This is a genomic window from Streptomyces spiroverticillatus (genome assembly GCA_014650415.1).
GTDB classification, from domain to species: domain Bacteria; phylum Actinomycetota; class Actinomycetes; order Streptomycetales; family Streptomycetaceae; genus Streptomyces; species Streptomyces spiroverticillatus.
In genome coordinates this window covers 72,738-94,246 of record BMUX01000021.1, presented here as the reverse complement: position 1 = coordinate 94,246, position 21,509 = coordinate 72,738, and the positions used below count along the sequence as shown (strand labels likewise).

The 21,509-nt window shown below is 71.8% G+C and carries 22 protein-coding genes; 18 read left to right on the top strand and 4 right to left on the bottom strand.

Features of this window, described 5'->3' with window-relative positions; translation table 11 throughout:
- Window positions 1–19 precede the first annotated feature (19 nt).
- On the top strand, window positions 20–1,252 hold the full coding sequence (hemW, locus tag IE269_RS36905) for a radical SAM family heme chaperone HemW (protein WP_189827668.1): 1,233 nt from the start codon (window positions 20–22) through the stop codon (window positions 1,250–1,252).
- Here hemW and IE269_RS36900 read toward each other — a convergent pair.
- Entirely contained in the window at window positions 1,197–2,180 is a 984-nt protein-coding gene (locus IE269_RS36900; protein WP_189827667.1) for a PTS sugar transporter subunit IIA, read from the bottom strand. The genes hemW and IE269_RS36900 overlap by 56 nt on opposite strands.
- 24 nt (window positions 2,181–2,204) lie before the next feature.
- Window positions 2,205–2,540 (bottom strand): PRD domain-containing protein, encoded by a 336-nt coding sequence (locus tag IE269_RS36895; RefSeq protein WP_189827666.1) that lies wholly within the window; start codon window positions 2,538–2,540, stop codon window positions 2,205–2,207.
- Between the two features lie 18 nt (window positions 2,541–2,558).
- Here IE269_RS36895 and IE269_RS36890 point away from each other — a divergent pair, with 18 nt between their 5' ends.
- From IE269_RS36890 to IE269_RS36880, 3 genes are read left to right on the top strand one after another with little or no spacing between them, the layout of a single operon-like run.
- Window positions 2,559–2,714, top strand: a complete 156-nt coding sequence (locus tag IE269_RS36890) for a hypothetical protein (protein WP_189827665.1) — start codon at window positions 2,559–2,561, stop codon at window positions 2,712–2,714.
- Entirely contained in the window at window positions 2,707–2,967 is a 261-nt protein-coding gene (locus tag IE269_RS36885) for an HPr family phosphocarrier protein (protein ID WP_189827664.1), read from the top strand. The genes IE269_RS36890 and IE269_RS36885 overlap by 8 nt, the downstream gene beginning before the upstream one ends.
- A gap of 42 nt (window positions 2,968–3,009) precedes the next feature.
- A complete protein-coding gene (locus tag IE269_RS36880) occupies window positions 3,010–3,837 on the top strand; it encodes a DUF3097 domain-containing protein (RefSeq protein ID WP_189827663.1) in 828 nt (275 codons plus the stop codon).
- A gap of 36 nt (window positions 3,838–3,873) precedes the next feature.
- On the opposite strand, the gene IE269_RS36875 is transcribed toward IE269_RS36880, so the two are convergent.
- Complete coding sequence (locus IE269_RS36875; RefSeq protein WP_189827662.1) at window positions 3,874–4,605, bottom strand: MBL fold metallo-hydrolase; 732 nt, start codon at window positions 4,603–4,605, stop codon at window positions 3,874–3,876.
- A gap of 172 nt (window positions 4,606–4,777) precedes the next feature.
- Here IE269_RS36875 and hrcA point away from each other — a divergent pair, with 172 nt between their 5' ends.
- From hrcA to IE269_RS36805, 14 genes are all read left to right on the top strand, one after another.
- A complete protein-coding gene (gene hrcA / locus IE269_RS36870) occupies window positions 4,778–5,794 on the top strand; it encodes a heat-inducible transcriptional repressor HrcA (protein WP_189827661.1) in 1,017 nt (338 codons plus the stop codon).
- Window positions 5,795–6,931, top strand: coding sequence for a molecular chaperone DnaJ (dnaJ, locus tag IE269_RS36865; RefSeq protein WP_189827660.1), 1,137 nt, complete (start codon window positions 5,795–5,797; stop codon window positions 6,929–6,931). It begins immediately after the preceding gene.
- Between the two features lie 92 nt (window positions 6,932–7,023).
- On the top strand, window positions 7,024–8,121 hold the full coding sequence (locus tag IE269_RS36860) for a nitronate monooxygenase (protein WP_438817667.1): 1,098 nt from the start codon (window positions 7,024–7,026) through the stop codon (window positions 8,119–8,121).
- Window positions 8,118–8,861, top strand: a complete 744-nt coding sequence (locus tag IE269_RS36855) for a 16S rRNA (uracil(1498)-N(3))-methyltransferase (RefSeq protein ID WP_189827659.1) — start codon at window positions 8,118–8,120, stop codon at window positions 8,859–8,861. Before IE269_RS36860 ends, IE269_RS36855 begins: the two co-directional genes overlap by 4 nt.
- Before the next feature lie 150 nt (window positions 8,862–9,011).
- A complete protein-coding gene (locus tag IE269_RS36850; RefSeq protein WP_189827658.1) occupies window positions 9,012–9,404 on the top strand; it encodes a VOC family protein in 393 nt (130 codons plus the stop codon).
- Between the two features lie 44 nt (window positions 9,405–9,448).
- On the top strand, window positions 9,449–10,126 hold the full coding sequence (locus IE269_RS36845) for a hypothetical protein (protein WP_189827657.1): 678 nt from the start codon (window positions 9,449–9,451) through the stop codon (window positions 10,124–10,126).
- 137 nt (window positions 10,127–10,263) lie between these two features.
- Window positions 10,264–12,591 (top strand): ATP-binding protein, encoded by a 2,328-nt coding sequence (locus IE269_RS36840; RefSeq protein ID WP_189827656.1) that lies wholly within the window; start codon window positions 10,264–10,266, stop codon window positions 12,589–12,591.
- Between the two features lie 116 nt (window positions 12,592–12,707).
- Window positions 12,708–13,664 (top strand): ATP-binding protein, encoded by a 957-nt coding sequence (locus IE269_RS36835; RefSeq protein WP_189827655.1) that lies wholly within the window; start codon window positions 12,708–12,710, stop codon window positions 13,662–13,664.
- A gap of 64 nt (window positions 13,665–13,728) precedes the next feature.
- Complete coding sequence (locus IE269_RS36830; RefSeq protein ID WP_189827654.1) at window positions 13,729–15,042, top strand: ATP-binding protein; 1,314 nt, start codon at window positions 13,729–13,731, stop codon at window positions 15,040–15,042.
- Window positions 15,039–16,112 carry a tetratricopeptide repeat protein gene (locus tag IE269_RS36825; protein WP_189827653.1) on the top strand — a complete coding sequence of 358 codons (1,074 nt, stop codon included), beginning with the start codon at window positions 15,039–15,041 and terminating at the stop codon, window positions 16,110–16,112. The genes IE269_RS36830 and IE269_RS36825 overlap by 4 nt, the downstream gene beginning before the upstream one ends.
- A 25-nt stretch (window positions 16,113–16,137) precedes the next feature.
- On the top strand, window positions 16,138–17,178 hold the full coding sequence (locus IE269_RS36820; RefSeq protein ID WP_189827652.1) for a tetratricopeptide repeat protein: 1,041 nt from the start codon (window positions 16,138–16,140) through the stop codon (window positions 17,176–17,178).
- Window positions 17,179–17,267: 89 nt separating this feature from the next.
- Entirely contained in the window at window positions 17,268–17,627 is a 360-nt protein-coding gene (locus tag IE269_RS36815) for a histidine triad nucleotide-binding protein (protein WP_189827651.1), read from the top strand.
- 5 nt (window positions 17,628–17,632) lie between these two features.
- Window positions 17,633–18,538: a ribonuclease Z gene (locus tag IE269_RS36810; protein ID WP_189827650.1), complete on the top strand. Its 906-nt coding sequence runs from the start codon at window positions 17,633–17,635 to the stop codon at window positions 18,536–18,538.
- Window positions 18,539–18,605: 67 nt separating this feature from the next.
- Entirely contained in the window at window positions 18,606–20,015 is a 1,410-nt protein-coding gene (locus IE269_RS36805) for a M1 family metallopeptidase (RefSeq protein ID WP_189827649.1), read from the top strand.
- Between the two features lie 61 nt (window positions 20,016–20,076).
- Here IE269_RS36805 and IE269_RS36800 read toward each other — a convergent pair whose 3' ends face one another.
- A complete protein-coding gene (locus IE269_RS36800; RefSeq protein ID WP_189827648.1) occupies window positions 20,077–21,483 on the bottom strand; it encodes an MFS transporter in 1,407 nt (468 codons plus the stop codon).
- Window positions 21,484–21,509: the final 26 nt, after the last annotated feature.

The window sequence follows — 21,509 nt, the reverse complement described above, 5'->3', positions numbered from 1 at the left end:
GAGGGCGGACAATGGGGGCATGCCTTCCGTACTGCCTGATGGTGAGCCCATGCCCGAGGACGGGGCGCTGCCTCTCGATGCGCTGCGGAATGCGGGGGAGCGGCCCCTCGGCTTCTATCTGCACGTGCCCTACTGCGCCACCCGCTGCGGCTACTGCGACTTCAACACCTACACGGCGACCGAACTGCGCGGTTCGGGCGGTGCGCTCGCCTCGCGCGACAACTACGCGGCGACGCTGATCGAGGAAGTGCGCCTCGCGCGCAAGGTCCTCGGGGACGACCCGCGCCCGGTGCGCACGGTGTTCGTCGGCGGTGGCACGCCCACCCTGCTGCCTGCCGGCGATCTCGTACGGATGCTGGGGGCGATCCGCGAGGAGTTCGGCCTCGCCGACGACTGCGAGGTCACCACCGAGGCGAACCCGGAGTCGGTGAACCCGGCCTACCTGGCGGAGCTGCGCGAGGGCGGCTTCAACCGGGTCTCCTTCGGCATGCAGAGCGCCAAGCAGCACGTCCTGAAGATCCTGGACCGCACGCACACCCCCGGACGGCCCGAGGCGTGCGTGGCGGAGGCGCGGGCGGCCGGGTTCGACCATGTGAACCTGGACCTGATCTACGGCACCCCGGGGGAGTCCGACGCCGACTGGCAGGCCTCCCTGGACGCGGCGATCGGCGCGGGGCCCGACCACGTGAGCGCGTACGCCCTGATCGTCGAGGAGGGCACCCAGCTCGCCCGGCGCATCCGCCGCGGCGAGGTCCCCATGACCGACGACGACGTGCACGCCGACCGCTACCTGATGACCGAGCAGGCGCTGTCGGCGGCCGGGTTCTCCTGGTACGAGGTGTCCAACTGGGCCACGTCCGAGGCCGGCCGCTGCCTGCACAACGAGCTGTACTGGCGGGGCGCCGACTGGTGGGGTGCAGGCCCCGGCGCGCACAGCCACGTCGGCGGGGTCCGCTGGTGGAACGTCAAGCACCCCGGCGCCTACGCGCAGGCACTGGGCGACGGCAAGTCCCCCGGTGCTGGACGCGAGGTGCTCTCCGAGGAGGACCGCAGGGTCGAGCGCATCCTTCTGGAACTGCGTCTGGTGGAGGGTTGCGAACTGTCCCTGCTGAAGCCCGCCGGGCTCGCCGCCGCACAGAAGGCGGTAAGGGACGGCCTCCTGGAGGACGGTCCTTACATCGAAGGCCGTGCGGTCCTCACGCTGCGCGGCAGGCTGCTGGCCGACGCCGTGGTGCGGGACCTGGTGGACTGAGCGGCCGGACGGCCCTTTCGCCGTAAGGGATCCTCCGCGTTTGCCGTACGGGATGCTCCGTGCGGCGGCGCGTTTCCCGGCCGCGGGCCCTCAGTGGCCCCGGCAGTGCGCGGATCTCCCGGACGAAGGCCGGATAGTCCGTCGCCTGTCGCACCAGGCGCTGGATCGCCGACCGCTCGCCGAGCACCTCGGTGAACTCCTCGAACGCGGCCCAGAAGGTCTTGCGGTCGTTGGGGCTGAAGGCGATCAGCGCGATGACGTTGACGTGCTTGTCGCCCCAGGCCATCGGCTCGCTGTTGACCACCAGGGCGATCGCGGAACGGTTGGCGGCCATGGTCATCGCGTGCGGCACGGCGATGCCGTCGCTGAACGCGGTCGAGGACAGCCGTTCGCGCTCCAGGACGCTCTCCACCTGTGCGGCGTCCATCACCCCGGCGTCGATCAGATGCCCGCCCAGGATGCGGATCATGGCCGTCTCGTCCTCGGCCGTCACGTCCCGGAAGAAGAGCGTCGGTTCGAGGAAGTCCAGCAGGGACCGGTGGTCGGACTGCTGGGCCCGACGGCGAGTGACACGTGTGATCTCGTCCCGTATCCGGTCGAAGTCCCGACGGCCGGGGAGCGGGCGGATCACCGGCGCACCGTCCGGCAGCCCCTCCAGGTCGAGAGTGGAGATCACCAGATCGGGTCCGGTTCCGGCGGCAGCGACGGCTTCGGGCACGTCCTCCAGCCGTGTCACCAGGCGGTCCACGACCAGGTACTGCCCGAATTCCGCGGTCAGCCGCTCCCGCAGCGTCGTCGCCAGCTCGTAGTGCTCCGGGCACACCAACGTGCACGACAGCCGGTCCCGGCGGGCCGCCTGCGCCTCCAGGTGTGCTCCCAGGTGCATGGCCAGACAGGCGATCTCGTGCTCGTTGACCCGGACGCGCACCCGGTCCGGCCAGCGGTTCTGGATCTACCGCGAGACGAAGACGGGCAGCTCGTAGATCAGCGGGTAGGACGTCTTGATGGACTCCGCGAGCGGATTGCGGTTGTACAGGCCCCGGCCCGCCCGATCCAGCAGGTTGCTGACGTGCACGCTCAGGCGCAGCACGAACGCCGGGTCGCTGAAGTCCACCTGGTACTCCCGGTCCAGGGCGTCCACCAGGTGCCCGACCGCCAGCAGAAGACTTTCGTCGTCCTCGCCCGCGGCCCTCTCGTCCGTCGCCCCGGTGAGCGCCAGGGCGCGCGCCGCGTCCGGGGCCAGGGCGCGGGTGTTCAACTGGGCGGCCAGGTAGTCCAGGTCGTACACAGGGGAGTCGACGCCGAAGTGCTGCCGGGGGAGGCGGCCGAACAGCGGGGCGACGTCGGCGGGTGCTTCGGCGGGCGTTTCGGTGCACCGGCCCGGAGTGCTGTCCGCAAGAAGAACAGCTTCGACTGGTACCGGAAGGTCATCGCGGCCAACGGCGAGGGACTCGATGGCTGAGCGGGAGGTACGGGTGGGCGCCCGCAGCGGATTCCACGCCCGGCCCGCGGCGGTGTTCGTACGGGCGGCCGCCGACTCCGGTCACCGGGGCACCCTCGCGGGGGCGGAGCGCACGGCCGACGGCCGCAGTGTCCTGGCCGTGCTGGGCCTGGCGGCCGGGCCCGGCGAGCGGCTGCGGCTCACCGTCACCGGTGACGACGAGGAGCGGACGCTGGAACGACTGGCCAGGCTGATCGAGGCCGACAGCGACTGACCTCCTGGCAGTCGCCGCACCCGGTGTCGTAGCGTCAGGCGCATGCGCAGCTACAGCCCGGACTTCACACCGCCGTGGAAGAAGTCGAAGCCCGTCCCCGAACTCGCCGCCGAGTACGACCTGGTGGTGGAGGAGGTGTCGACGGGCTTCTGCGGTGCGGTGATCCGTACCGAGAAGACGGCGGAGGGGCCGACGGTCACCCTGGAGGACCGCTTCGGCAAGCACCGGGTGTTCCCGATGACTCCCGCTGGGTTCCTGTACGAGGGCGCACCGGTGACGCTGGTGCGCCCCTCCTCGGGTGCCGGGCCGGCGCGCCCCACACGTACCGCTTCCGGATCGGTCGCTGTCGCCCACGCACGCGCGCGCGTGGCGCGAGCGGGGCGCATCTATGTGGAGGGCCAGCACGACGCCGAGCTGGTGGAGCGGGTCTGGGGCGACGACCTGCGCATCGAGGGCGTCGTCGTGGAGTACCTGGAGGGCATCGACGACCTGCCGTCGATCGTCGCCGAGTTCGCACCGGGCCCGGACGCCCGGTTGGGTGTCCTCGTCGACCACCTGGTGCCGGGCTCGAAGGAGTCCCGGATCGCAGCCCAGGTGACCGACGCGAACGTCCTGGTCGTCGGGCACCCGTACATCGACGTGTGGGAGGCCGTGAAGCCGTCCTCCGTCGGCATCCCCGCCTGGCCGCAGGTCCCGCGCGGCCAGGACTGGAAGACGGGCGTGTGCCGGGCCCTGGGCTGGCCGGAGAACACCGGCGCCGCCTGGCAGCACATCCTGGGCCGGGTACGCACGTACAAAGACCTCCAGCCCGAGCTGCTGGGGCGTGTGGAGGAACTGATCGACTTCGTGACGGCCCCGGAGGACCTGTGACCCGGCAAAGGCTCTGACTCAGGAGAGCCTCTGCCGCTAGACCGCCCCGAAGCGGACTGCCAGCGCGTTCCGTTGGGCGCGCACGAACGCCGCGTCCACCGCCGCCCCGTGCCCGGGGACGTACACGGCGTCCTCGCCGCCCAGCGCGAGCAGCCGGTCCAGGGCCTCGGGCCACCGCTTGCCGACCGCGTCGGGGCCCGCCTGCGGCTCCCCGGACTCCTCCACCAGGTCCCCGCAGAAAACGACGTCCGGGCCGCCCTCCGTGCCCGGTACGAGGGCCACCAGGTCGTGGCCGCTGTGCGCGGGACCCAGGTTGGCGAAGAGCACGCTGCGCCCGCCGCCGAGGTCCAGGGTGCGCTCGTCGGACACCAGGTGCTGCGGGGCGCGCAGCAGCTCCGACGCCTCGGTGGCCGCGTCCGCGTCCACGCCCTGGCGCACCGCGTCGGTGGCCAGGGACTCGCGCTGCTCGGTCAGCAGGGTGTCCATGCCCGCCGCCGCGAAGACCTCCACGCCCGCGAACACCCCCGTGCCCAGGACGTGGTCGAAGTGCGGGTGGCTGAGAGCGATGTGTGTCACTCTGCGGCCCAGGAGCGCCTCGGCCTCCCTGCGCACTTCGGCACCCTCGCGCAGGGTCGAGCCCGTGTCGTACAGAAGTGCTCCCTGCCCGCCCGTCACCAGGCCGACGGTGGCGTCCCAGCCCGGCAGCCGCCGTCTGACGACGCCCGGAGCGAGTCGTTCCCACTCTGCTTCTTGTACTCGCATGTCCATACCGTGACGCTAGCGTGAGCAGCCGCCCTTGCTCGGGACGGGCCACGCCGCCGTACACTGGCCCGGGGAATCGCTGGCACTCGCACACGGGGAGTGCCAAGCAGGACACCGGGGCACAAGCTCCACATGTCCGATCTGCACCAGGGAACATCACGGCTTGGAGGTGTGCGCGATGCTCAGTGAACGCAGACTTGAGGTGCTGCGCGCCATCGTCCAGGACTATGTCGGCACGGAGGAGCCCGTCGGCTCCAAGGCCCTCACCGAGCGTCACCAGCTCGGTGTCTCCCCGGCCACCGTGCGCAACGACATGGCGGCCCTGGAGGACGAGGGATTCATCGCCCAGCCGCACACCAGCGCCGGGCGCATTCCCACCGACAAGGGATACCGGTTGTTCGTCGACCGGCTGGCAGGGGTGAAGCCCCTGTCGACGCCGGAGCGGCGCGCCATCCAGAACTTCCTGGACGCCTCCGTGGACCTCGACGACGTCGTCGCCCGCACCGTGCGGCTGCTCGCGCAGCTCACGCGACAGGTGGCCGTCGTGCAGTACCCGTCGCTGACGCGTTCCACGGTGCGCCATGTGGAACTTCTCTCACTGGCGCCCGCCCGGCTGATGCTGGTGCTGATCACCGACACCGGCCGCGTCGAGCAGAGGATGATCGACTGTCCGGCGCCGTTCGGCGAGACCTCGCTCGCGGACCTGCGGGCGCGGCTCAACAGCCGTGTCGTGGGCCGCAGGTTCGCGGACGTACCGCAGTTGGTGCAGGACCTTCCCGAGTCGTTCGAGCCGGAGGACAGGGGAACCGTTTCGACGGTGCTCGCGACCCTCCTGGAGACGCTCGTGGAGGAGACCGAGGAACGGCTGATGATCGGCGGCACCGCCAATCTCACCCGCTTCGGCCACGACTTCCCGCTCACCATCCGCCCCGTACTGGAGGCGCTGGAGGAGCAGGTCGTGCTGCTGAAGCTGCTCGGCGAGGCCACCGAATCCGGCATGACGGTGCGCATCGGGCACGAGAACGCCCACGAAGGACTCAGTTCAACGTCCGTGGTCGCAGTCGGCTACGGTTCGGGCGACGAGGCAGTCGCCAAACTAGGCGTGGTCGGACCGACCCGCATGGACTACCCCGGAACGATGGGAGCGGTACGCGCAGTGGCACGTTACGTCGGACAGATCCTGGCGGAGTCGTAAGTGGCCACGGACTACTACGCCGTACTCGGCGTGCGCCGCGACGCTTCCCAGGACGAAATCAAGAAGGCGTTTCGGCGTCTTGCTCGTGAGCTTCACCCGGACGTCAATCCGGACCCGAAGACCCAGGAGCGCTTCAAGGAGATCAACGCCGCCTACGAGGTGTTGTCGGACCCGCAGAAGAAGCAGGTCTACGACCTCGGCGGCGACCCGCTGTCGGCCTCCGGCGGCGGCGGTGCGGGCGGCTTCGGCCAGGGTGGTTTCGGAAACTTCTCCGACATCATGGACGCCTTCTTCGGTACGGCGTCCCAGCGCGGCCCCAGGTCGCGCACCCGCCGCGGCCAGGACGCCATGATCCGCCTGGAGATCGACCTCAACGAGGCGACCTTCGGCACCACCAAGGAGATCCAGGTCGACACCGCAGTCGTCTGCACCACGTGCAGCGGTGAAGGTGCGGCCCCCGGTACCTCCGCGCAGACCTGTGACATGTGCCGCGGGCGCGGTGAGGTCTCGCAGGTCACCCGGTCCTTCCTCGGCCAGGTCATGACCTCGCGCCCCTGCCCGCAGTGCCAGGGCTTCGGCACGGTCGTGCCGACGCCGTGCCCGGAGTGCGCCGGCGACGGCCGGGTCCGCTCCCGTCGCACCCTGACGGTGAAGATCCCGGCCGGTGTCGACAACGGCACCCGCATCCAGCTCGCGGGCGAGGGCGAGGTCGGCCCCGGCGGCGGCCCCGCCGGCGACCTGTACGTGGAGATCCACGAGCAGCCGCACCCCACCTTCCAGCGGCGCGGCGACGACCTGCACTGCACGGTGACCATCCCGATGACGGCGGGCGCGCTCGGCACCAAGGTGCCGCTGGAGACGCTCGACGGGGTCGAGGAGATCGACATCCGGCCCGGTACGCAGTCGGGCCAGTCGGTGCCGCTGCACGGGCGCGGTGTGACGCACCTGCGCGGCGGCGGGCGGGGCGACCTCATCGTGCACGTCGAGGTGACCACCCCGCAGAAGCTGGACCCGCAGCAGGAGGACCTGCTGCGCCAGCTCGCGAAGCTGCGCGGCGAGGAGCGGCCGCAGGGCCAGTTCCAGCCCGGGCAGCAGGGATTGTTCTCGCGCCTGAAGGACGCCTTCAACGGACGCTGAGTCTGTTCGCATCACAGCGGGACCGGACCACCAGGTCCGGTCCCGTTTTGGTTCGATTCGGCGGGTCGGCCGTGTCGTGAAACGATGCGGGCATGTCTGTTGAGACCCGGGTGGTGCCCGCGCTGGGAGAGCTGTGCCGGCGCGGAATCGTGGCCGCGCCCATGGCCGGCGGTGTGTCCCGCCCCGAGCTGGCCGCCGCCGTGTCCGACGCGGGCGGGCTCGGCTTCCTCGCCGCCGGGTACAAGACCGCCGACGGGATGTACGAGGAGATCAAGCAGCTGCGCGCGCTGACCTCCAAGCCGTTCGGCGTCAACCTGTTCATGCCGCAGCCCGCCGCCGACCCGGCCGCCCTGGACCTGTACCGGCAGCAGCTCGCCAGCGAGAGCGCCTGGTACGAGACGCCGATCCAGGAGCGTGACGACCACGGCACCGACGACGGGTACGAGGCCAAGCTGGCGCTCCTCGTCGACGATCCGGTGCCGGTGGTGTCTTTTGCCTTTGGCTGCCCCTCCCGGGACGAACTCGACGCACTGGCGCACGTGGGGACGTACACGGTCGTCACTGTCACCACCCCGGAGGAGGCGCAGGCCGCCGAGTGGGCGGGCGCCGACGCGGTGTGCGTGCAGGGCATCGAGGCGGGCGGCCACCAGAGCACCCACCGGGACGACCCGCAGACCGACGGCAGCGGCGGCCTCGGGCTGCTGTCGCTGGTGACGCAGGTGCGCGAGACCGTGCAGGTGCCGGTGATCGCCGCCGGAGGGCTGATGCGCGGGGCGCAGATCGCCGCCGTACGGGCTGCCGGGGCGGACGCGGCGCAGCTCGGCACGGCGTTCCTGGCGTGCCCGGAGTCCGGTGCGCACGCCATGCACAAGAACGCCCTGAAGAACCCTTTGTTCGTACGCACCGAACTCACCCGGGCGTTCTCCGGGCGCCCCGCGCGCGGCCTGGTGAACCGTTTCATGCGCGAGCACGGCCCGTACGCGCCGTCCGCGTACCCGGAGGTGCACTACATGACCGCCGGGCTGCGGCAGGCTGCCGCACGGGTGGGGGACGCCCAGGGCATGGCGCTGTGGGCGGGGCAGGGGCACCGGCTGGCCCGGGACATCCCGGCGGGACGGCTGGTGCAGGTGTTGTCGGCCGAGGCGGACTCGGCGTGGACGGAGATGGCTTTGAGGAGGTCGACGTCATGACGGCGCCGGTGTTCGTGGTGGAGAGCGTCCCCGAGGGCGGCAGGTACGTCCTGGAGGGCGTGGAGGGCCGTCATGCGGTGTCCGTGCGGCGGCTGAAGGCCGGGGAGGACGTCGTCCTCGCCGACGGGCGCGGCCGAGGCGCCGAGGCCGTCGTGGTGGCGGCGGAGGGTAAGGACCGGCTCGTCGTGGACGTCACCGGGGTCGTCGTCGAGGAGGAGCCGAGGCCGCGCATCACGGTCGTGCAGGCGCTCCCCAAGGGCGACCGGGGCGAGCTGGCCGTGGAGACGATGACCGAGACCGGCGTCGACGCCGTCGTGCCGTGGCAGGCGGCGCGCTGCATCACCCAGTGGAAGGGCGAGCGGGGCGCCAAGTCGCTCGCCAAGTGGCGGGCCACCGCGCGGGAGGCGGGCAAGCAGTCGCGCAGGCTGCGCTTCCCCGAGGTCGCGGACGCCATGAGCACCAAGCAGGTGGGCGCACTTCTGGCCACCGCCGACTTCGCCGCCGTGCTCCACGAGGACCGTGACGCCGACAGCGGTGCGCTGGCGCTCGCCGAGCTGCCGCAGGAGGGCACCATCGTGCTGGTGGTCGGGCCCGAGGGCGGGGTGTCCCCGGAGGAGCTGGCACTGTTCGCGCAGGCGGGCGCGAAGCCGTACCGGCTGGGCCGCAGTGTGCTGCGGACGAGCACGGCGGGCACGGCGGCCACCGCACTGCTGCTGGGGCGCACCGGACGGTGGTCCTGACACCGGCACCGGTGATCCCGGCGCCGGTACCGGTGCTCGTGAATCCAACGCCGGTACCGGTGCTCGTGCATCCGGCGTCGGTGTTCCGGTTCGGTGGCCTCTGAAAGGCGCAGAAGACCAGGGATGTCACTCGCACACAGGGAGAGCGTCATGGAACTCGCACAAGTGAGGCTGCTGGTATCCGACTTCGGTGCCTGTTACCGCTTCTACGGAGAGGTGCTGGGGCTCAAGCCCCAGTCCGGGTTCGCGGACGGCCCGTACGAGAAGTTCTCCCCGTCGACCGGATCGGCGGGCATCGCGCTCCAGGACCGGGCGATGATGGCCCAGTTGCTGGGCGAGGTGGCCGAGGCGCCCGCCGGGCACCGGTCGTTCGTGGTGCTGCGGGTGGACGACCTCGACCGGTACTGCGAAGAGATCACCGGGCGTGGTGCGGTACTGGTGCACGGGCCCGCGCCGATGACGGAACGCATGCGGGTGGCCCATCTGAAGGACCCCGAGGGGAACCTGGTGGAACTCCAGGAGTGGCTGCTGTTCGGCGGCTGAAAGGCGCCTGTCCCTCGCACCGGGGTGGTGGGAGGCTGCCTGCCATGGGGGCATGGAGGCGCGTACGGCACAGGCGCACCCTCGCGGCGGCAGTCCTGGCCGGTGCGACGGCGGTGGGTGTCGCCGCCTGCGAACCGGGCGGCGGCGGGGGACTGAGCACCTTCGCGGTGGCGCTGACCACCGACCAGACCGGCACCCGGGCGCTGGAGCGCGCCGGCATCGACGTCGCCTGGCTGACGTGCACGTCCACCGTCGGCGACAGCGGACGGGTGAGCGCGAACCCGTCGCAGCGGCCGTCGCTGGTGACAGCGGCGCCGGCGGCACGCAACGTCGCCACCGTCGCCTGCCAGGGCCAGACCAAGGACGGCAAGGAGATCCGCGTCGACGGGAAGGTCACCGAGGAACGCGACGGCCGGTGCGTACGGGGAGACCTGACCGCCACGGTCGGCGAGCGCACCGTGTTCCGGGCGAACGTGCTCGGTGACTGCGACGCGCGGCCCACCACCCGCCCGCCCACCTGGAGCCCGCCCCCGAAGCCCACCGTGCGGCCCACATGGCGGCCCACCAGGACCGTCACCGCCACCGCGCCCCGCCCCACCACATCGCCCGAGCCGCCGTCCCCGCGGCCCACCGTCACGGTGACCGTCACCGTCGGCCCCGACCCGGCGCCGGACCCCGCCCCCGACCCGAGGCCCACGTGCAGCTGCCCTCCGGGCAAGTGAGCACAGGGCCGACGCACGGACGGGTGAGCGGGACGAAGTACCCCCACTGTGTGTGACTGCCCTCATACTATGGGGAGTTGTCCGGAGGCGACCGGGACAGCCGGTGCACGGGGTGCGTGATGCGGGGTGATGCGGGCATGGCGGACACGGTCTGGCACTGGCAACGGGGCGATCTCCCCGAGGAGATGACCAGCTTCGTCGGCCGGGAGCGCGAGATCGACGCCGTGCGCACCCTGTTCCGGACGGCCCGCATGGTGACCCTGCTGGGGCCCGGGGGCGTAGGCAAGACCCGTATCGCGGTACGGGCCGCCGCCTCCCTGGCGGGGCACTTCCGCGGCGGCGTGCGCATGGTGGAGCTGGCGGGCGTCAAGGACGGCGAGCTCGTCCCGTACACCGTGGGAGCGGCCTTCGGGCTGCCGGAGGGCACCGGCCGCAACCCGCTCGACATGGTGGTGGAGTACCTGCGCGGCGAGGAGACGCTGCTGGTCCTCGACACCTGTGAACATCTCGTCGACGCCTGTGCGATGTTCGCCGAGATCCTGCTGCGCAACTGTCCCGGGCTGCGGCTGCTGCTGACCAGCAGGCAGGCGCTGGACGTGCCCGCGGAGCACGCTGTCACCGTGGCGCCGCTGGAGTTTCCCGGCGAGCGCAGTGCAAGGGACGCCGAAACCTGTGACGCGGTACGGCTGTTCCTCGACCGGGCGGTCGCCGCGCGCCCCGGGTTCCAGCTCACGGACGACAACCGCGACCAGGTCGTCGCGCTGTGCCGTCGCCTGGACGGCATTCCGCTCGCCATGGAGCTGGCTGCCGTACGGCTGCGGGCGCTTCCTCTGGAGCAGGTGCTGCGGCGGCTGGAGGACCGTTTCCGCGCGCTCGGCGCAAGCCGCAGCGGCCACCCCCGGCACCAGACGCTCCGCACCGCCATCGACTGGAGCCACGACCTGTGCACGCCCGAGGAACGCACCCTGTGGGCGCGGCTGTCGGTGTTCGCAGGAGGGTTCGACCTCGCCGCCGCCGAGCGGGTGTGCGCGGACGCCGACCTGGACCCGTACGACCTGGTGGACCATCTGATCGGTCTGGTCGACAAGTCGGTGGTGGTGCGCGAGGAGGGCGAGGACGGCGACCGGTACCGGATGCTCGACACGGTCCGCGAATACGGTGCGGAGCGGCTCGCGGAGACCGGCGGTGGTGCGCGCAGGCTGGTGGTGCGTCACCGGGACCACTACCTGCGGCTGGCGCGGGAGGCGGACGCCGAGTGGTTCGGTCCCGACCAGGTGGCCTGGACGCGCCGCCTGGACCGGGAGGTCGACAACTTCCGTACGGCGCTGGAGTTCTGTTTCGAGGAACCGGGGGAGGCTGCTGCGGGGGTCGCCATCGCAGGGGCGCTGGGCGGTCTGTGGATCGGCCGGACCCGGCTGGCCGAAGGGTACCGGTGGTGTGTGCGGGCGCTGGCCACGGGCGCAGGCACGGAGCAGGACCAGGCCCGGACACAGTGGCTGGGTGCCTTCTGCGTCGGCATCACGGGCCGAATGGACCTCGGGGAACCGTTGATGGCGTTGGCGGTGGAGACGGCTCGCAGAGCGGGCGACCCGCGTACCGAGGGGGTGGCCCTGGCCTGTTTGGGCGCGGGCCTGGAACACCTGCAACGGCTGGACGAGGCCGAGGTGGCATCCAGGAGTGCCCTCGTCCTCGCGGAGGCCGCGGAGGGCACTCTGGTCGAGTGCTGGGTCCGGCGCAATCTCGGCTCCCTTTACGGGCGCAGGGGTGAAGTCGGGCACGCCCTGAGTGAGTTGGAGCACGCACTTGCCTTGGCTCCGCCCGGAGAGTGCTGGGTGACGTCCTACACCCTGTCCATCATGGCGCAGACCAACTTCGACGCGGGGGACTGCCGTACGGCAGGGGAATTCGCCCGCAAGGCGGTGCGCACGAGCATGAGGCTGGGCGATCTCTACGGTGCGAGCGCAGCCCTGTTGCAGCTCAGTTGGTGCGCGCATCGTGAGGGTGATCGCATGCTCGGGGTGCTGGTGGACGCAGGCACTCACGGCGCGGTGGGGGAGATCTGTTCCATCTTGATGGGTAATGCCCACCTGGAAGGAATCAGGGACCGGCTCACGCAGGAGGCCAAAGAGGCACTGGGGGAGGTCGAGTTCGACAGGCTGCGCGCCGAAGGGGCGACCCTGGGGCTGCGCCAGGTCGTGGCGCTCGCCCTCGACGAGCCGCCGCACGACTCCCGGTTGCCCGCCCCGCCCACCCTCGACGCCCTCACCCGACGCGAGCGCGAGGTGGCCGCGCTGGTCCACCAGGGGCTGTCCAACCGGGAGATCGCCGAGCGGCTCGTCATCTCCAAACGCACCGCCGACGCCCACGTGGAGCACATTCTCGCGAAGCTCGGCTTCGGTTCCCGGGGAGAGATCGCGGCACTGGTGGGCGCGGAGAACTCCCGCGAACGGACCCGGAGTTCGTAAGGGGCGCGCGAGGCCGTGTCCCGCATACCTACGTAAGCCCGACCTGCGGAATTAGGTGTACGGATCTCCGGCCTCCGGGGGCGCGCGGGCCCAGCGGGCCCGGCCACAGTGGGCCCATGCCCCCCGCATACGGCCTTCCCGTGCCCCGCCTCCCCCACGAGCCGACCCTCGGCGACCTTCTCGACGTGCTCGCCGACATCCGGCTGGTGACCCTCACCGGTCCCGCCGGGGTCGGCAAGACGCACCTCGCCGCCCGCCTCGCCGAAGCCGTCACCGATCTCCCCGTGCACCATGCCGATCTCTCCGACTGCGCGGACAACGCCCTCGTCCCGCAGACCGTCGCCGCGGCCCTCCACGCGGGCACCGCGCCCGGCAGCGGCACCGACCCCATGGAGGCGGTGCTGCGGCTGCTGGCGGGGCGGCGCGGACTGCTCGTGCTGGACACCTGCGAGCACGTCCGGGCGGGCTGCGCCTACCTGGTGGGCAGATTGCACGACACGTGTCCCGGACTCCAGATCCTGGTGACCAGCCGCAGCCCGATCGGCGTGCCCGGGGAGCACCGGGTGCCGCTGCGGCCGTTGTCGCGGGAGCACACGGTGGAACTCCTGCGGGAGAAGGCGGCGGTGCAGGGGGTGGATCTGCCCGTCTTCTGGACGAGGCTGCTGGCCGAGCGTCTGGACGGGGACCCGTTGAGTGTGCTGCTGGCCGCCCGCACACTGGGGCACAACACCACACCGCAGCAGTTGTACGGCAGCCTGTGCGAGCCGGGGGCACGGTTCGGGGTGCTGATACACGGACCCAAGCAGCCGGCCCGGCACCGCACTCTGCTGAGGGCGATCGCCTGGAGCCACGACCTGTGCGGGCGGGCGGAACGTCTGTTGTGGGCACGGCTGTCGGCGTTCACCGGCAACTTCACCGCACAGCAGGTCGAGACGGTGTTCGCGGACGGCGGTGAACTGACCGCACTGATCGAGGCGTCGGTGGTGCTGCCGGAGGAGGACGGCACGTACCGGCTGCCGTTGGCGCACCGGGAGTACGGACAACTGCTGCTGGCGGGACTGGGCAAACCGTAGCGCCGGCGCCGGTGTTGTGGACCCGCCCGGGCGGGAGGGTGCGCCTTCTTCATAGGGTGGCCGCATGTCCGACGAGTCACCTCTGATATCCAGCCTGCGCGCGGCCGTTGCGGCCGCCCCCGGCGACGTACCCCTGCGGCTGCACCTGGCGCAACTGCTGCTGGAGGCGGGGCACAGCGACGCCGCCGTCACGGAGGCCGCCGTCGCCCTGACGCACGCGCCCGGCGACCAGCAGGCACGGGACCTGATGATGCGGGCCATGGGGGGTTCTGCTGCGCCTGTCGCGCCTGTAGCACCTGTCACGCCTGAGACCCCTGTGGCGCAGCCGCCCGTGCAACCGCCGCCGGCGCGCGACGGGTACGACTGGAAGGCCGCCGAGCGGGAGGTCGGCGACGTGGTGCCGCCCCGGTTCGTGGCGTCCGGCCAGGGCGACCAGGCGAGAGGGTTCGAGCGGCCGCTCACCTCCGACGGCAGCGGCGACGCCGGTGACGCGGACGCCTTCGAGATCGAGGCACCGGGCGGGCTGCGGCTCGCCGACGTCGGGGGCATGCAGGAGGTCAAGGACCGTCTGGAAGCGGCGTTCCTGGCACCCATGCGCAACCCGGAACTGCGCAAACTGTTCGGCAAGAGCCTGCGCGGCGGACTGCTGCTGTACGGGCCGCCCGGCTGCGGCAAGACCTTCATCGCCCGCGCCATCGCCGGCGAACTCGGGGCGTCCTTCATGTCGGTGTCGCTCAGCGACGTACTGGACATGTACATCGGGCAGTCGGAGAAGAACGTCCACGAGGTGTTCCGCTCGGCCCGCCGCAAGGCCCCCTGCGTGGTGTTCCTGGACGAGCTGGACGCCCTGGGCGCCAAGCGCAGCCGTTCGCACCACAGCGGGCTGCGCAACGCCGTCAACCAGCTCCTGGTCGAGCTGGACGGCGTCGAGGGCGACAACGAAGGCGTCTTCGTCCTGGCCGCCACCAACGTCCCCTGGGACGTGGACATCGCGCTGCGCCGCCCCGGACGCCTGGACCGCACCCTGCTGGTGCTGCCGCCGGACGAGCCCGCCCGCGAGGCGATCCTGCGCTACCACCTCAAGGACCGGCCCATCGAGTCCATCGACCTCGGCAAGCTCGTCAAGGTCACCGACGGGTTCTCCGGCGCCGACCTCGCGCACCTCTGCGACAGTGCCTCCGAGAGCGCCCTGATGGACTCCGCGCGCACCGGCACCGTACGCATGATCAACACCAAGGACCTGCTGGCGGCGGCGAAGCAGCTGCGGCCGTCCACGGAGGCCTGGTTCTCCTCCGCGCGCAACGTCGCCCTGTTCGCCAACGACGGCGGCATGTACGACGACCTGCTCGCGCACCTCAAGAAGAAGCGCAAGCTGTGACCGGCACGGCTGGCGGCCTGGAGAACGCCGTCGACAAGGCCGACCTCCTCCTGGAGGCGGGCAGGACCGAGCAGGCCCGCGAACTGCTCGCCCGCAGGCTCGCGGAGGATCCGTCCGACGCGAAGGCCTGGACGCGGATGCACCGCTGCCACCTGCGGGCCGAGGAGTACGAGGAGGCGGAGCGGGCGCTCGACCAGGCGCTGGCGCACGCCCCCGACTACGCGTACGCGCACATCCTGCGCTCGTACTTCTTCCACGGCGCCCCCAACTGGCACAAGGCGCTGGCTGCGGGAAAGGAGGCCGTCCGCTGCGCACCGGACGCCTGGGAGGCGCACGTCGCCCTCGCCAAGGCGATGATGCACCCCTTCGACCAGTGGCCCGCGGCACTGGAGGTGGCGTTCGAGGCGGTACGGCTGGCACCGGAGGAACCGGACGCGCACCACGCGGTGTACTTCTACGCCGAACTCCTCAAGCGGCAGGACCTGGTGGAGAGTTCCGCCCGCGCCGCCCTGGCGCTCGACCCGGAGTGCCCCTGGGCGCACAAGGTGCTCGCCGAGGCGACGGCCAAGGACCCCGCCGCGAAACTGCCGCAGGTCGCCGACTCCTATGCGACGGCACTGGGCGTGCTGCCGCAGGACCGGGAGATGCACAAGGCGCTCCAGGGCGCCGTCTACCGCATGCTGCGCGGCACCCGCTGGCTGGCACTGCTGTGCGTGGCGATCGCCGGGGTGACGGGCCGGCTCTTCCCGGGGGACGGCCCCGACGAACTGCCGGTGCCGGTGGGCACCCGGCTGTACGCGCTCGCCGTGATGGGCGCGGTGTGGGGGTTCGGGGCGTGGCGGCGCTACCGCAGGATGCGCACCGGAGTGCGGCTGAGTTTCGGGGAGTTCCTGCGGACGAACTTCTGGGGGAGGCTCGCCGTCGGGCAGGCCGCCTGGTGCACGCTGTGCGCCGTCGTGGTGGTCGCCGTGCCGTGGACGGAGCGGCTGGTGCCGCAGATCCTGTTCTGGCTGGCGCTCGTGCCCACCCTGCTGACGATCTGGTTCGAGCGGGCGGCGATGCGCACGTGACCTACGCAGGCGCAGAGAGGCGTTCATGAGCCTGGAGCGGGCCGAGGGGCTGTACGACCTCGGACGGTACGAACAGGCCGCGGCCGCGCTGGGCACCCACCTGGCGTCCCACCCGGACGACGCCGACGCGTGGACACTTCTCGCCCGCAGCCTGCGCGGGGCGAAGAACACGCAAGGGTGTCTGCACGCGGCCGACCAGGCGCTGCGCCTGGACCCCGGCAACGTCACCGCGCTCGTCGTGCGGGCCGAGCAGCTGGCCGGGATCGGCCACTACCCGGCCGCCGAGTGGTCGGCCCGTGAGGCGGTGCGGCTGGCCCCGCACCGGTGGGGCACGCACGCCACCGTCGCGGAGGTCCTCGCGAACGGCGACGCGTGGCAGGTCACGGAGGCGTACGAGGTGGCCAGGTACACGGTGTCGCTGGCCCCCGAAGAGCCGTACGCGCACTTCCTGGTGGGGCTCACCGCGCAGCGCCTCAAGAGGACGGACGTCGCCGTGGAGGCGTACCGGACGGTCCTGCGGCTGGACCCCGAGCACACGGCCGCCCGGCACAACCTGGCGCTCCTGGACCTGCACCACCGCCGTCGCGGTGGCTGGACGCGGGCCGCCGAGGGGTTCGCGGACGTGTCCGCCCTCGATCCGGAGGACCAGGACGGGCGCTACAACCTGGAGGTGATGGCGTGGAACACCGTGGCCCTCGCCCGGTGGGTGGCGATTCTGGCGTTCGGTGTCGCCGTGATCACCAAGGCCGTCGCCGAGGACAGCGGGCCGGTGGCGCTTGCCGTGGGACTGCCGCTGTTCGCCGCCGTGTGGCTGCTGTGGGGGTGGTGGGTGCGCCGCCTGGTGCCGCAGCGGCTGCGCGGGCCGCTGCTGCGGCTGGCGGTGCGATGCCCTCCGGTGAGGTGGATGGCGGGCGCGGTGGGGTTGCTGGCCGCGGTGGGGACCGCCGTGGTGGTGCTGCCGGGGCTGCCCGCCGCGTTCCTCGGGGCGACGGTGCTGCCGTCGGTCTGGGCGGTGTTCCTCACGTACTGGATCAGCCGCGCCGCGCTCAAGCGGCGCAGGCCGTAGCGGTCGGGGCCCGCCGAAACGCACAGGAGCGCGCGGAGGCGGGCCGATAGCATGCGCCGTGTCCGATCACCCTCTTCGAGGAGGCCTCCATGGCCGGTGAACCGCAGGCGGACTGCCTGTTCTGCAAGATCATTGCGAAGGAGATCCCCGCCACCGTCGTGCGCGAGAGCGAGACCACCCTCGCTTTCCGCGACATCAACCCGCAGGCGCCCACGCACGTCCTGGTGATCCCCAAGGTGCACCACCCGGACGCCGCGTCGCTGGCCGCAGCCGAGCCGCAGATCGCCGCCGACGTGCTGCGCGAGGCCGGAGAGATCGCCTTCGAGGAGGGCGTCGCCGAGAGCGGCTACCGGATCGTCTTCAACACCGGCTCCGGCGCCGGCCAGACCGTCTTCCACGCGCACGCGCACGTCCTGGGCGGGCGCGGCCTCAACTGGCCTCCCGGGTAGGCGTCGTGTCCGCCCGTGAACTGGTCGTCCTCGGCACCGCCAGCCAGGTCCCCACCCGCCGCCGCAACCACAACGGCTACCTCCTGCGCTGGGACGCCGAGGGCCTCCTCTTCGACCCCGGGGAGGGCACCCAGCGGCAGATGCTGCGTGCCGGGGTCGCCGCCCACGACATCGACCGCATCTGCGTCACGCACTTCCACGGCGACCACTCCCTGGGGCTCGCCGGGGTGATCCAGCGCATCAACCTCGACCAGGTGCCGCACCCGGTCACCGCGCACTACCCGGCGAGCGGACAGCACTTCTTCGAGCGGCTGCGGTACTCCACCGCCTACCGCGAGAGCGTCGACATCGCACAGGCGCCGGTGTCGGCGGACGGAATTCTGGCCACCACACCCGGATACACGCTGTCCGCCCACAAGCTGTCGCACCCGGTGGAGAGTTACGGCTACCGCCTGGTGGAACCCGACAGCCGTCGCATGCTGCCCGAGAAGCTCGCCGCGCACGGCATCAAGGGACCGGACGTGGGCCGCCTCCAGCGGGAGGGCTCGCTGAACGGTGTCACCCTGGCCGAGGTGAGCGAGGAACGCCGGGGCCAGCGCTTCGCGTTCGTCATGGACACCCGCCTCTGCGAGGGCGTGCACGTGCTTGCCGAGGGCTGCGACATGCTGGTCATCGAGTCGACGTTCCTCGACGAGGACGTACGGCTCGCCACCGACCACGGCCACCTCACCGCCGGGCAGGCCGCGAAGGCGGCGCAGGAGGCAGGCGTACGACACCTGGTCCTGACGCACTTCTCGCAGCGCTACAGCGACCCGGAGGAATTCGAGCGCCAGGCCCGGGCGGCAGGTTTCGAAGGGGAACTGACCGTGGCCGACGACCTGATGCGGGTGCCGGTGCCCAAGCGGGTGTGAGCACGGCGGACGGCAGCGCGCCGGAACTTCCTCGTCCGGGGGTGCCGCCGTCCTACCGTGCCTTGTCATGACCTCGATCAGACTCTGGCGCCCTGTCGTGTGCGCGCTCGCGGCCGCCGCGTTACTCGTCCCGCAGGCGGCCGCAGCGCAGGACCCCACCCCGGTCGCACCGGCACCAGCACCGGCACTGGCTCCGGGACCGGCCGCAGCGACACCCGACCGTCCCTCCTACGACGTACGCCTGCGCAGTGACGCGGACGGCTCGCACTGGAAGGGCCGGCAGACGGTGTCCTTCCGCAACTCCGCCCGCACTCCACTGCGGTTCGTCGACGTACGGCTGTGGGGCAACGGCCACGCCGACGACGGCTGCGGTTCCCCGGGGAAGCCGTCACCGGTGACGGTGAGCGCGGTGAGGGGCGGCACTCCGCACCCGCTCACCGTCCGCTGTACCGCCCTGCGCATCGACCTGCCCAAGCCGCTGCCGTACAAGGCCCGTACGACGGTCTCCTTCGACGTCTCGATCGCCGTGCCGGACCGCGTGCACCGCTTCGGCCGGGACGGCGCGCACAACTTCCTCGGCAACGCCCTGCCCCTGCTGTCCGTCCAGGACGCGAAGGGGCGCCACCTGGACCCCGACGTCGGCTTCGGCGAGAGCTACTACACCCTGGCCGGGGACTTCCGGGTGGCCCTCGACCACCCGAGCGCCCTCCAGGTCCCCGCGACGGGCACCACCGTCCGGCGTGCGGGCGCCCCCGGCCGCACGGTCAGCACCAGCGCCGCACACGGCGTGCGGGACTTCGCCTGGGCGGCAGGGCCCTTCCGGACCAAGACGGTCACCTCGCCGGGCGGGGTCAGGCTGAACGCGTACTGGACCGCCACCACTCCGGCCGAGGGTGTCGCCTACACCTTGAAGGAAGGGGCTTCGGCCGTCGACGAGTTCGGTGAGCGCTTCGGGCGCTACCCCTACGGCGAGATCGACCTCGTCATGAGTGACGCGCTGCACGGCGGCATGGAGTTCCCCGGCCTCGTCCACCTGGAGACCGGAAAGATCTCCGCGGTCGAGCACGAAATCGCCCACCAGTGGTGGTACGGGATCGTCGGCAACGACCAGTTTGCGGAGCCCTGGCTGGACGAGGGCTTCGCGACGTACGCGACGTGGCTCCGCTGGGGCGGGGACGACGGCTACTGCGAAGGAGGACCCTCGTGGCCGGACGACACGTCCGCGCTCACCCGCTCGATGGGCTACTACGCGGACGGCAGGTCCTCTCAGTTCCAGCGGGTCGTCTACCAGGAGGGGGCCTGCGCCCTGTCCGCCCTCGAAAGCATCCTCGGCAGCCAGGAGATGGCCGCCATGCTGAAGAAGTACGTCCGCGACCACTGGCTGGGCGTCTCCACCACCGCCGGCTTCAAGCGCGCGGCGCAGGCGTCGACCACCAAGGACCTGACGCCCTTCTGGGAGAAGTACCGCATCCACTGACGGAGCCGGGAACCCCGACGCAGTTGTGCGGGGCCGCAATCCCGGCCCCGCACAACAACCCCTACTGCCGTACTCCCGCCCTGCGTCGCTCCCGCACCCGCGGCGTCCGCACCACAGCGGTGCGCGCGAACGGCGAGCGCACCCGCCGCGTGAGCGGACGCAGGGAGATCTCCGCGACCTCCTGCTCCGGTGCACCCACCTGCGGCACCTGCCCGGCGGGCGCACCCGTGGTGCCCGCCAGGACGGCCGCAGGGGCCCCGCCCCTGCGCCGTACCGCACCGGCGACCAGCGGACGTCCGCCGGTGTGCAGCGCCACCAGCGTCATCGGCACCGCCGTCAGCAGCAGTACGCAGCCCAGCCCCAGGCCCATCGCCGGGAAGCCCGCCTGCGCGGACAGGACGCTGCCCACCACCGGGCCGCACGCCACACCCAGCGACGACGCCGAACCGGCGAACACCGCCCACCGGCCGCGCGGGTCCATCGAGGCGGCCAGACCGATCAGGTACGACAGCACCACCGGGTAGACCGCGTTCCACAGGATCTCGCCGGTCGCGAAGGAACCGGCGCCGGTCGCGGACGCACTGAGCGCCACACAGAGTGCGATGAACGCCGTGCCGACACCCACCGGCACCGCACGCCCCAGCCGCGCCCCGAGCGCACCGGCGGCGGTGACACCGAGCAGTCCGGCGCCCAGTGCCGCAGCGAACACCGCGCCGGCGCCCACCTCGGTGAGACCCGCCTGCACGGTGGCGATGCGGTTGCTGACGCCCCACAGGGCGTTCTGGCACATCGACCAGCACAGCATCGCCGCCGCCAGCACCAGGCCCGCCCTGCGGTGCGGCAGCCGGGTCGCCGCCGCTGCCGCCTCAAGAGGTGACGTCGTGGCGGAAACCGCAGCGTCCTCCTGAGCGTCCAGGCGTCCGGTCGCGGGCCACACCAGTACGGCGATCAGTGCGAGTGCCGCGAACGGCGGCCGGTGCCCGCCGTCCAGGTGCGGCACCGTCAGGTACAGCACACCGGCCGTCGCCGACACGCTCAACAGACCGAGCACGGAGGCCCGGTGCGGGTCGCGGCGGGCGGCGATGCCCGCGGCGGCCACCGCGGTCGCCGTACCCGAACCGAAGCCGCCGAGTGCCGCACCCGCCACCACCGGCACCAGGGAGGACGCCAGGGTCGCGCACCCGTACCCCAGCAGCATCAGCAGCAGTCCCGCACGGGCCGCCCTGCGTGCGCCGATCCGCTCCACCCGGGAGGCGAGCGAGAAACCCGCGGACGCCGAGCACAGCAGCAGTGTGCTGCCCACGAGACCGGCACCGGCAGGGGTGAGCCCGAGCCCGGAGCCCAGCCGCCCCACCACCGTCGGCAGCAGGTACGCGGCGAGGTAGCCGGCGGTGAACACGGCGACCAGTGGCCACAAAGAGGTGCGAGGGCGCGACGAAACAGCGCGAGTGCGCGAGAACACGGGCATTCCTGAAGGGACGTGCGTGATGACGG

Excerpts from the sequence above, each read along its gene's own strand:
- IE269_RS36885 (WP_189827664.1), top strand. The coding sequence starts at position 2,707 with ATGGCTGAGCGGGAGGTACGGGTGGGCGCCCGCAGCGGATTCCACGCC.
- IE269_RS36835 (WP_189827655.1), top strand. The coding sequence starts at position 12,708 with ATGCCCCCCGCATACGGCCTTCCCGTGCCCCGCCTCCCCCACGAGCCG.
- IE269_RS36820 (WP_189827652.1), top strand. The coding sequence starts at position 16,138 with ATGAGCCTGGAGCGGGCCGAGGGGCTGTACGACCTCGGACGGTACGAA.
- IE269_RS36860 (WP_438817667.1), top strand. The coding sequence starts at position 7,024 with ATGTCTGTTGAGACCCGGGTGGTGCCCGCGCTGGGAGAGCTGTGCCGG.
- hrcA (WP_189827661.1), top strand. The coding sequence starts at position 4,778 with ATGCTCAGTGAACGCAGACTTGAGGTGCTGCGCGCCATCGTCCAGGAC.
- IE269_RS36850 (WP_189827658.1), top strand. The coding sequence starts at position 9,012 with ATGGAACTCGCACAAGTGAGGCTGCTGGTATCCGACTTCGGTGCCTGT.
- hemW (WP_189827668.1), top strand. The coding sequence starts at position 20 with ATGCCTTCCGTACTGCCTGATGGTGAGCCCATGCCCGAGGACGGGGCG.
- IE269_RS36840 (WP_189827656.1), top strand. The coding sequence starts at position 10,264 with ATGGCGGACACGGTCTGGCACTGGCAACGGGGCGATCTCCCCGAGGAG.
- IE269_RS36875 (WP_189827662.1), bottom strand. The coding sequence starts at position 4,605 with ATGGACATGCGAGTACAAGAAGCAGAGTGGGAACGACTCGCTCCGGGC.
- IE269_RS36800 (WP_189827648.1), bottom strand. The coding sequence starts at position 21,483 with ATGCCCGTGTTCTCGCGCACTCGCGCTGTTTCGTCGCGCCCTCGCACC.
- IE269_RS36855 (WP_189827659.1), top strand. The coding sequence starts at position 8,118 with ATGACGGCGCCGGTGTTCGTGGTGGAGAGCGTCCCCGAGGGCGGCAGG.
- IE269_RS36815 (WP_189827651.1), top strand. The coding sequence starts at position 17,268 with ATGGCCGGTGAACCGCAGGCGGACTGCCTGTTCTGCAAGATCATTGCG.
- IE269_RS36880 (WP_189827663.1), top strand. The coding sequence starts at position 3,010 with ATGCGCAGCTACAGCCCGGACTTCACACCGCCGTGGAAGAAGTCGAAG.
- IE269_RS36845 (WP_189827657.1), top strand. The coding sequence starts at position 9,449 with ATGGGGGCATGGAGGCGCGTACGGCACAGGCGCACCCTCGCGGCGGCA.
- IE269_RS36805 (WP_189827649.1), top strand. The coding sequence starts at position 18,606 with ATGACCTCGATCAGACTCTGGCGCCCTGTCGTGTGCGCGCTCGCGGCC.
- IE269_RS36830 (WP_189827654.1), top strand. The coding sequence starts at position 13,729 with ATGTCCGACGAGTCACCTCTGATATCCAGCCTGCGCGCGGCCGTTGCG.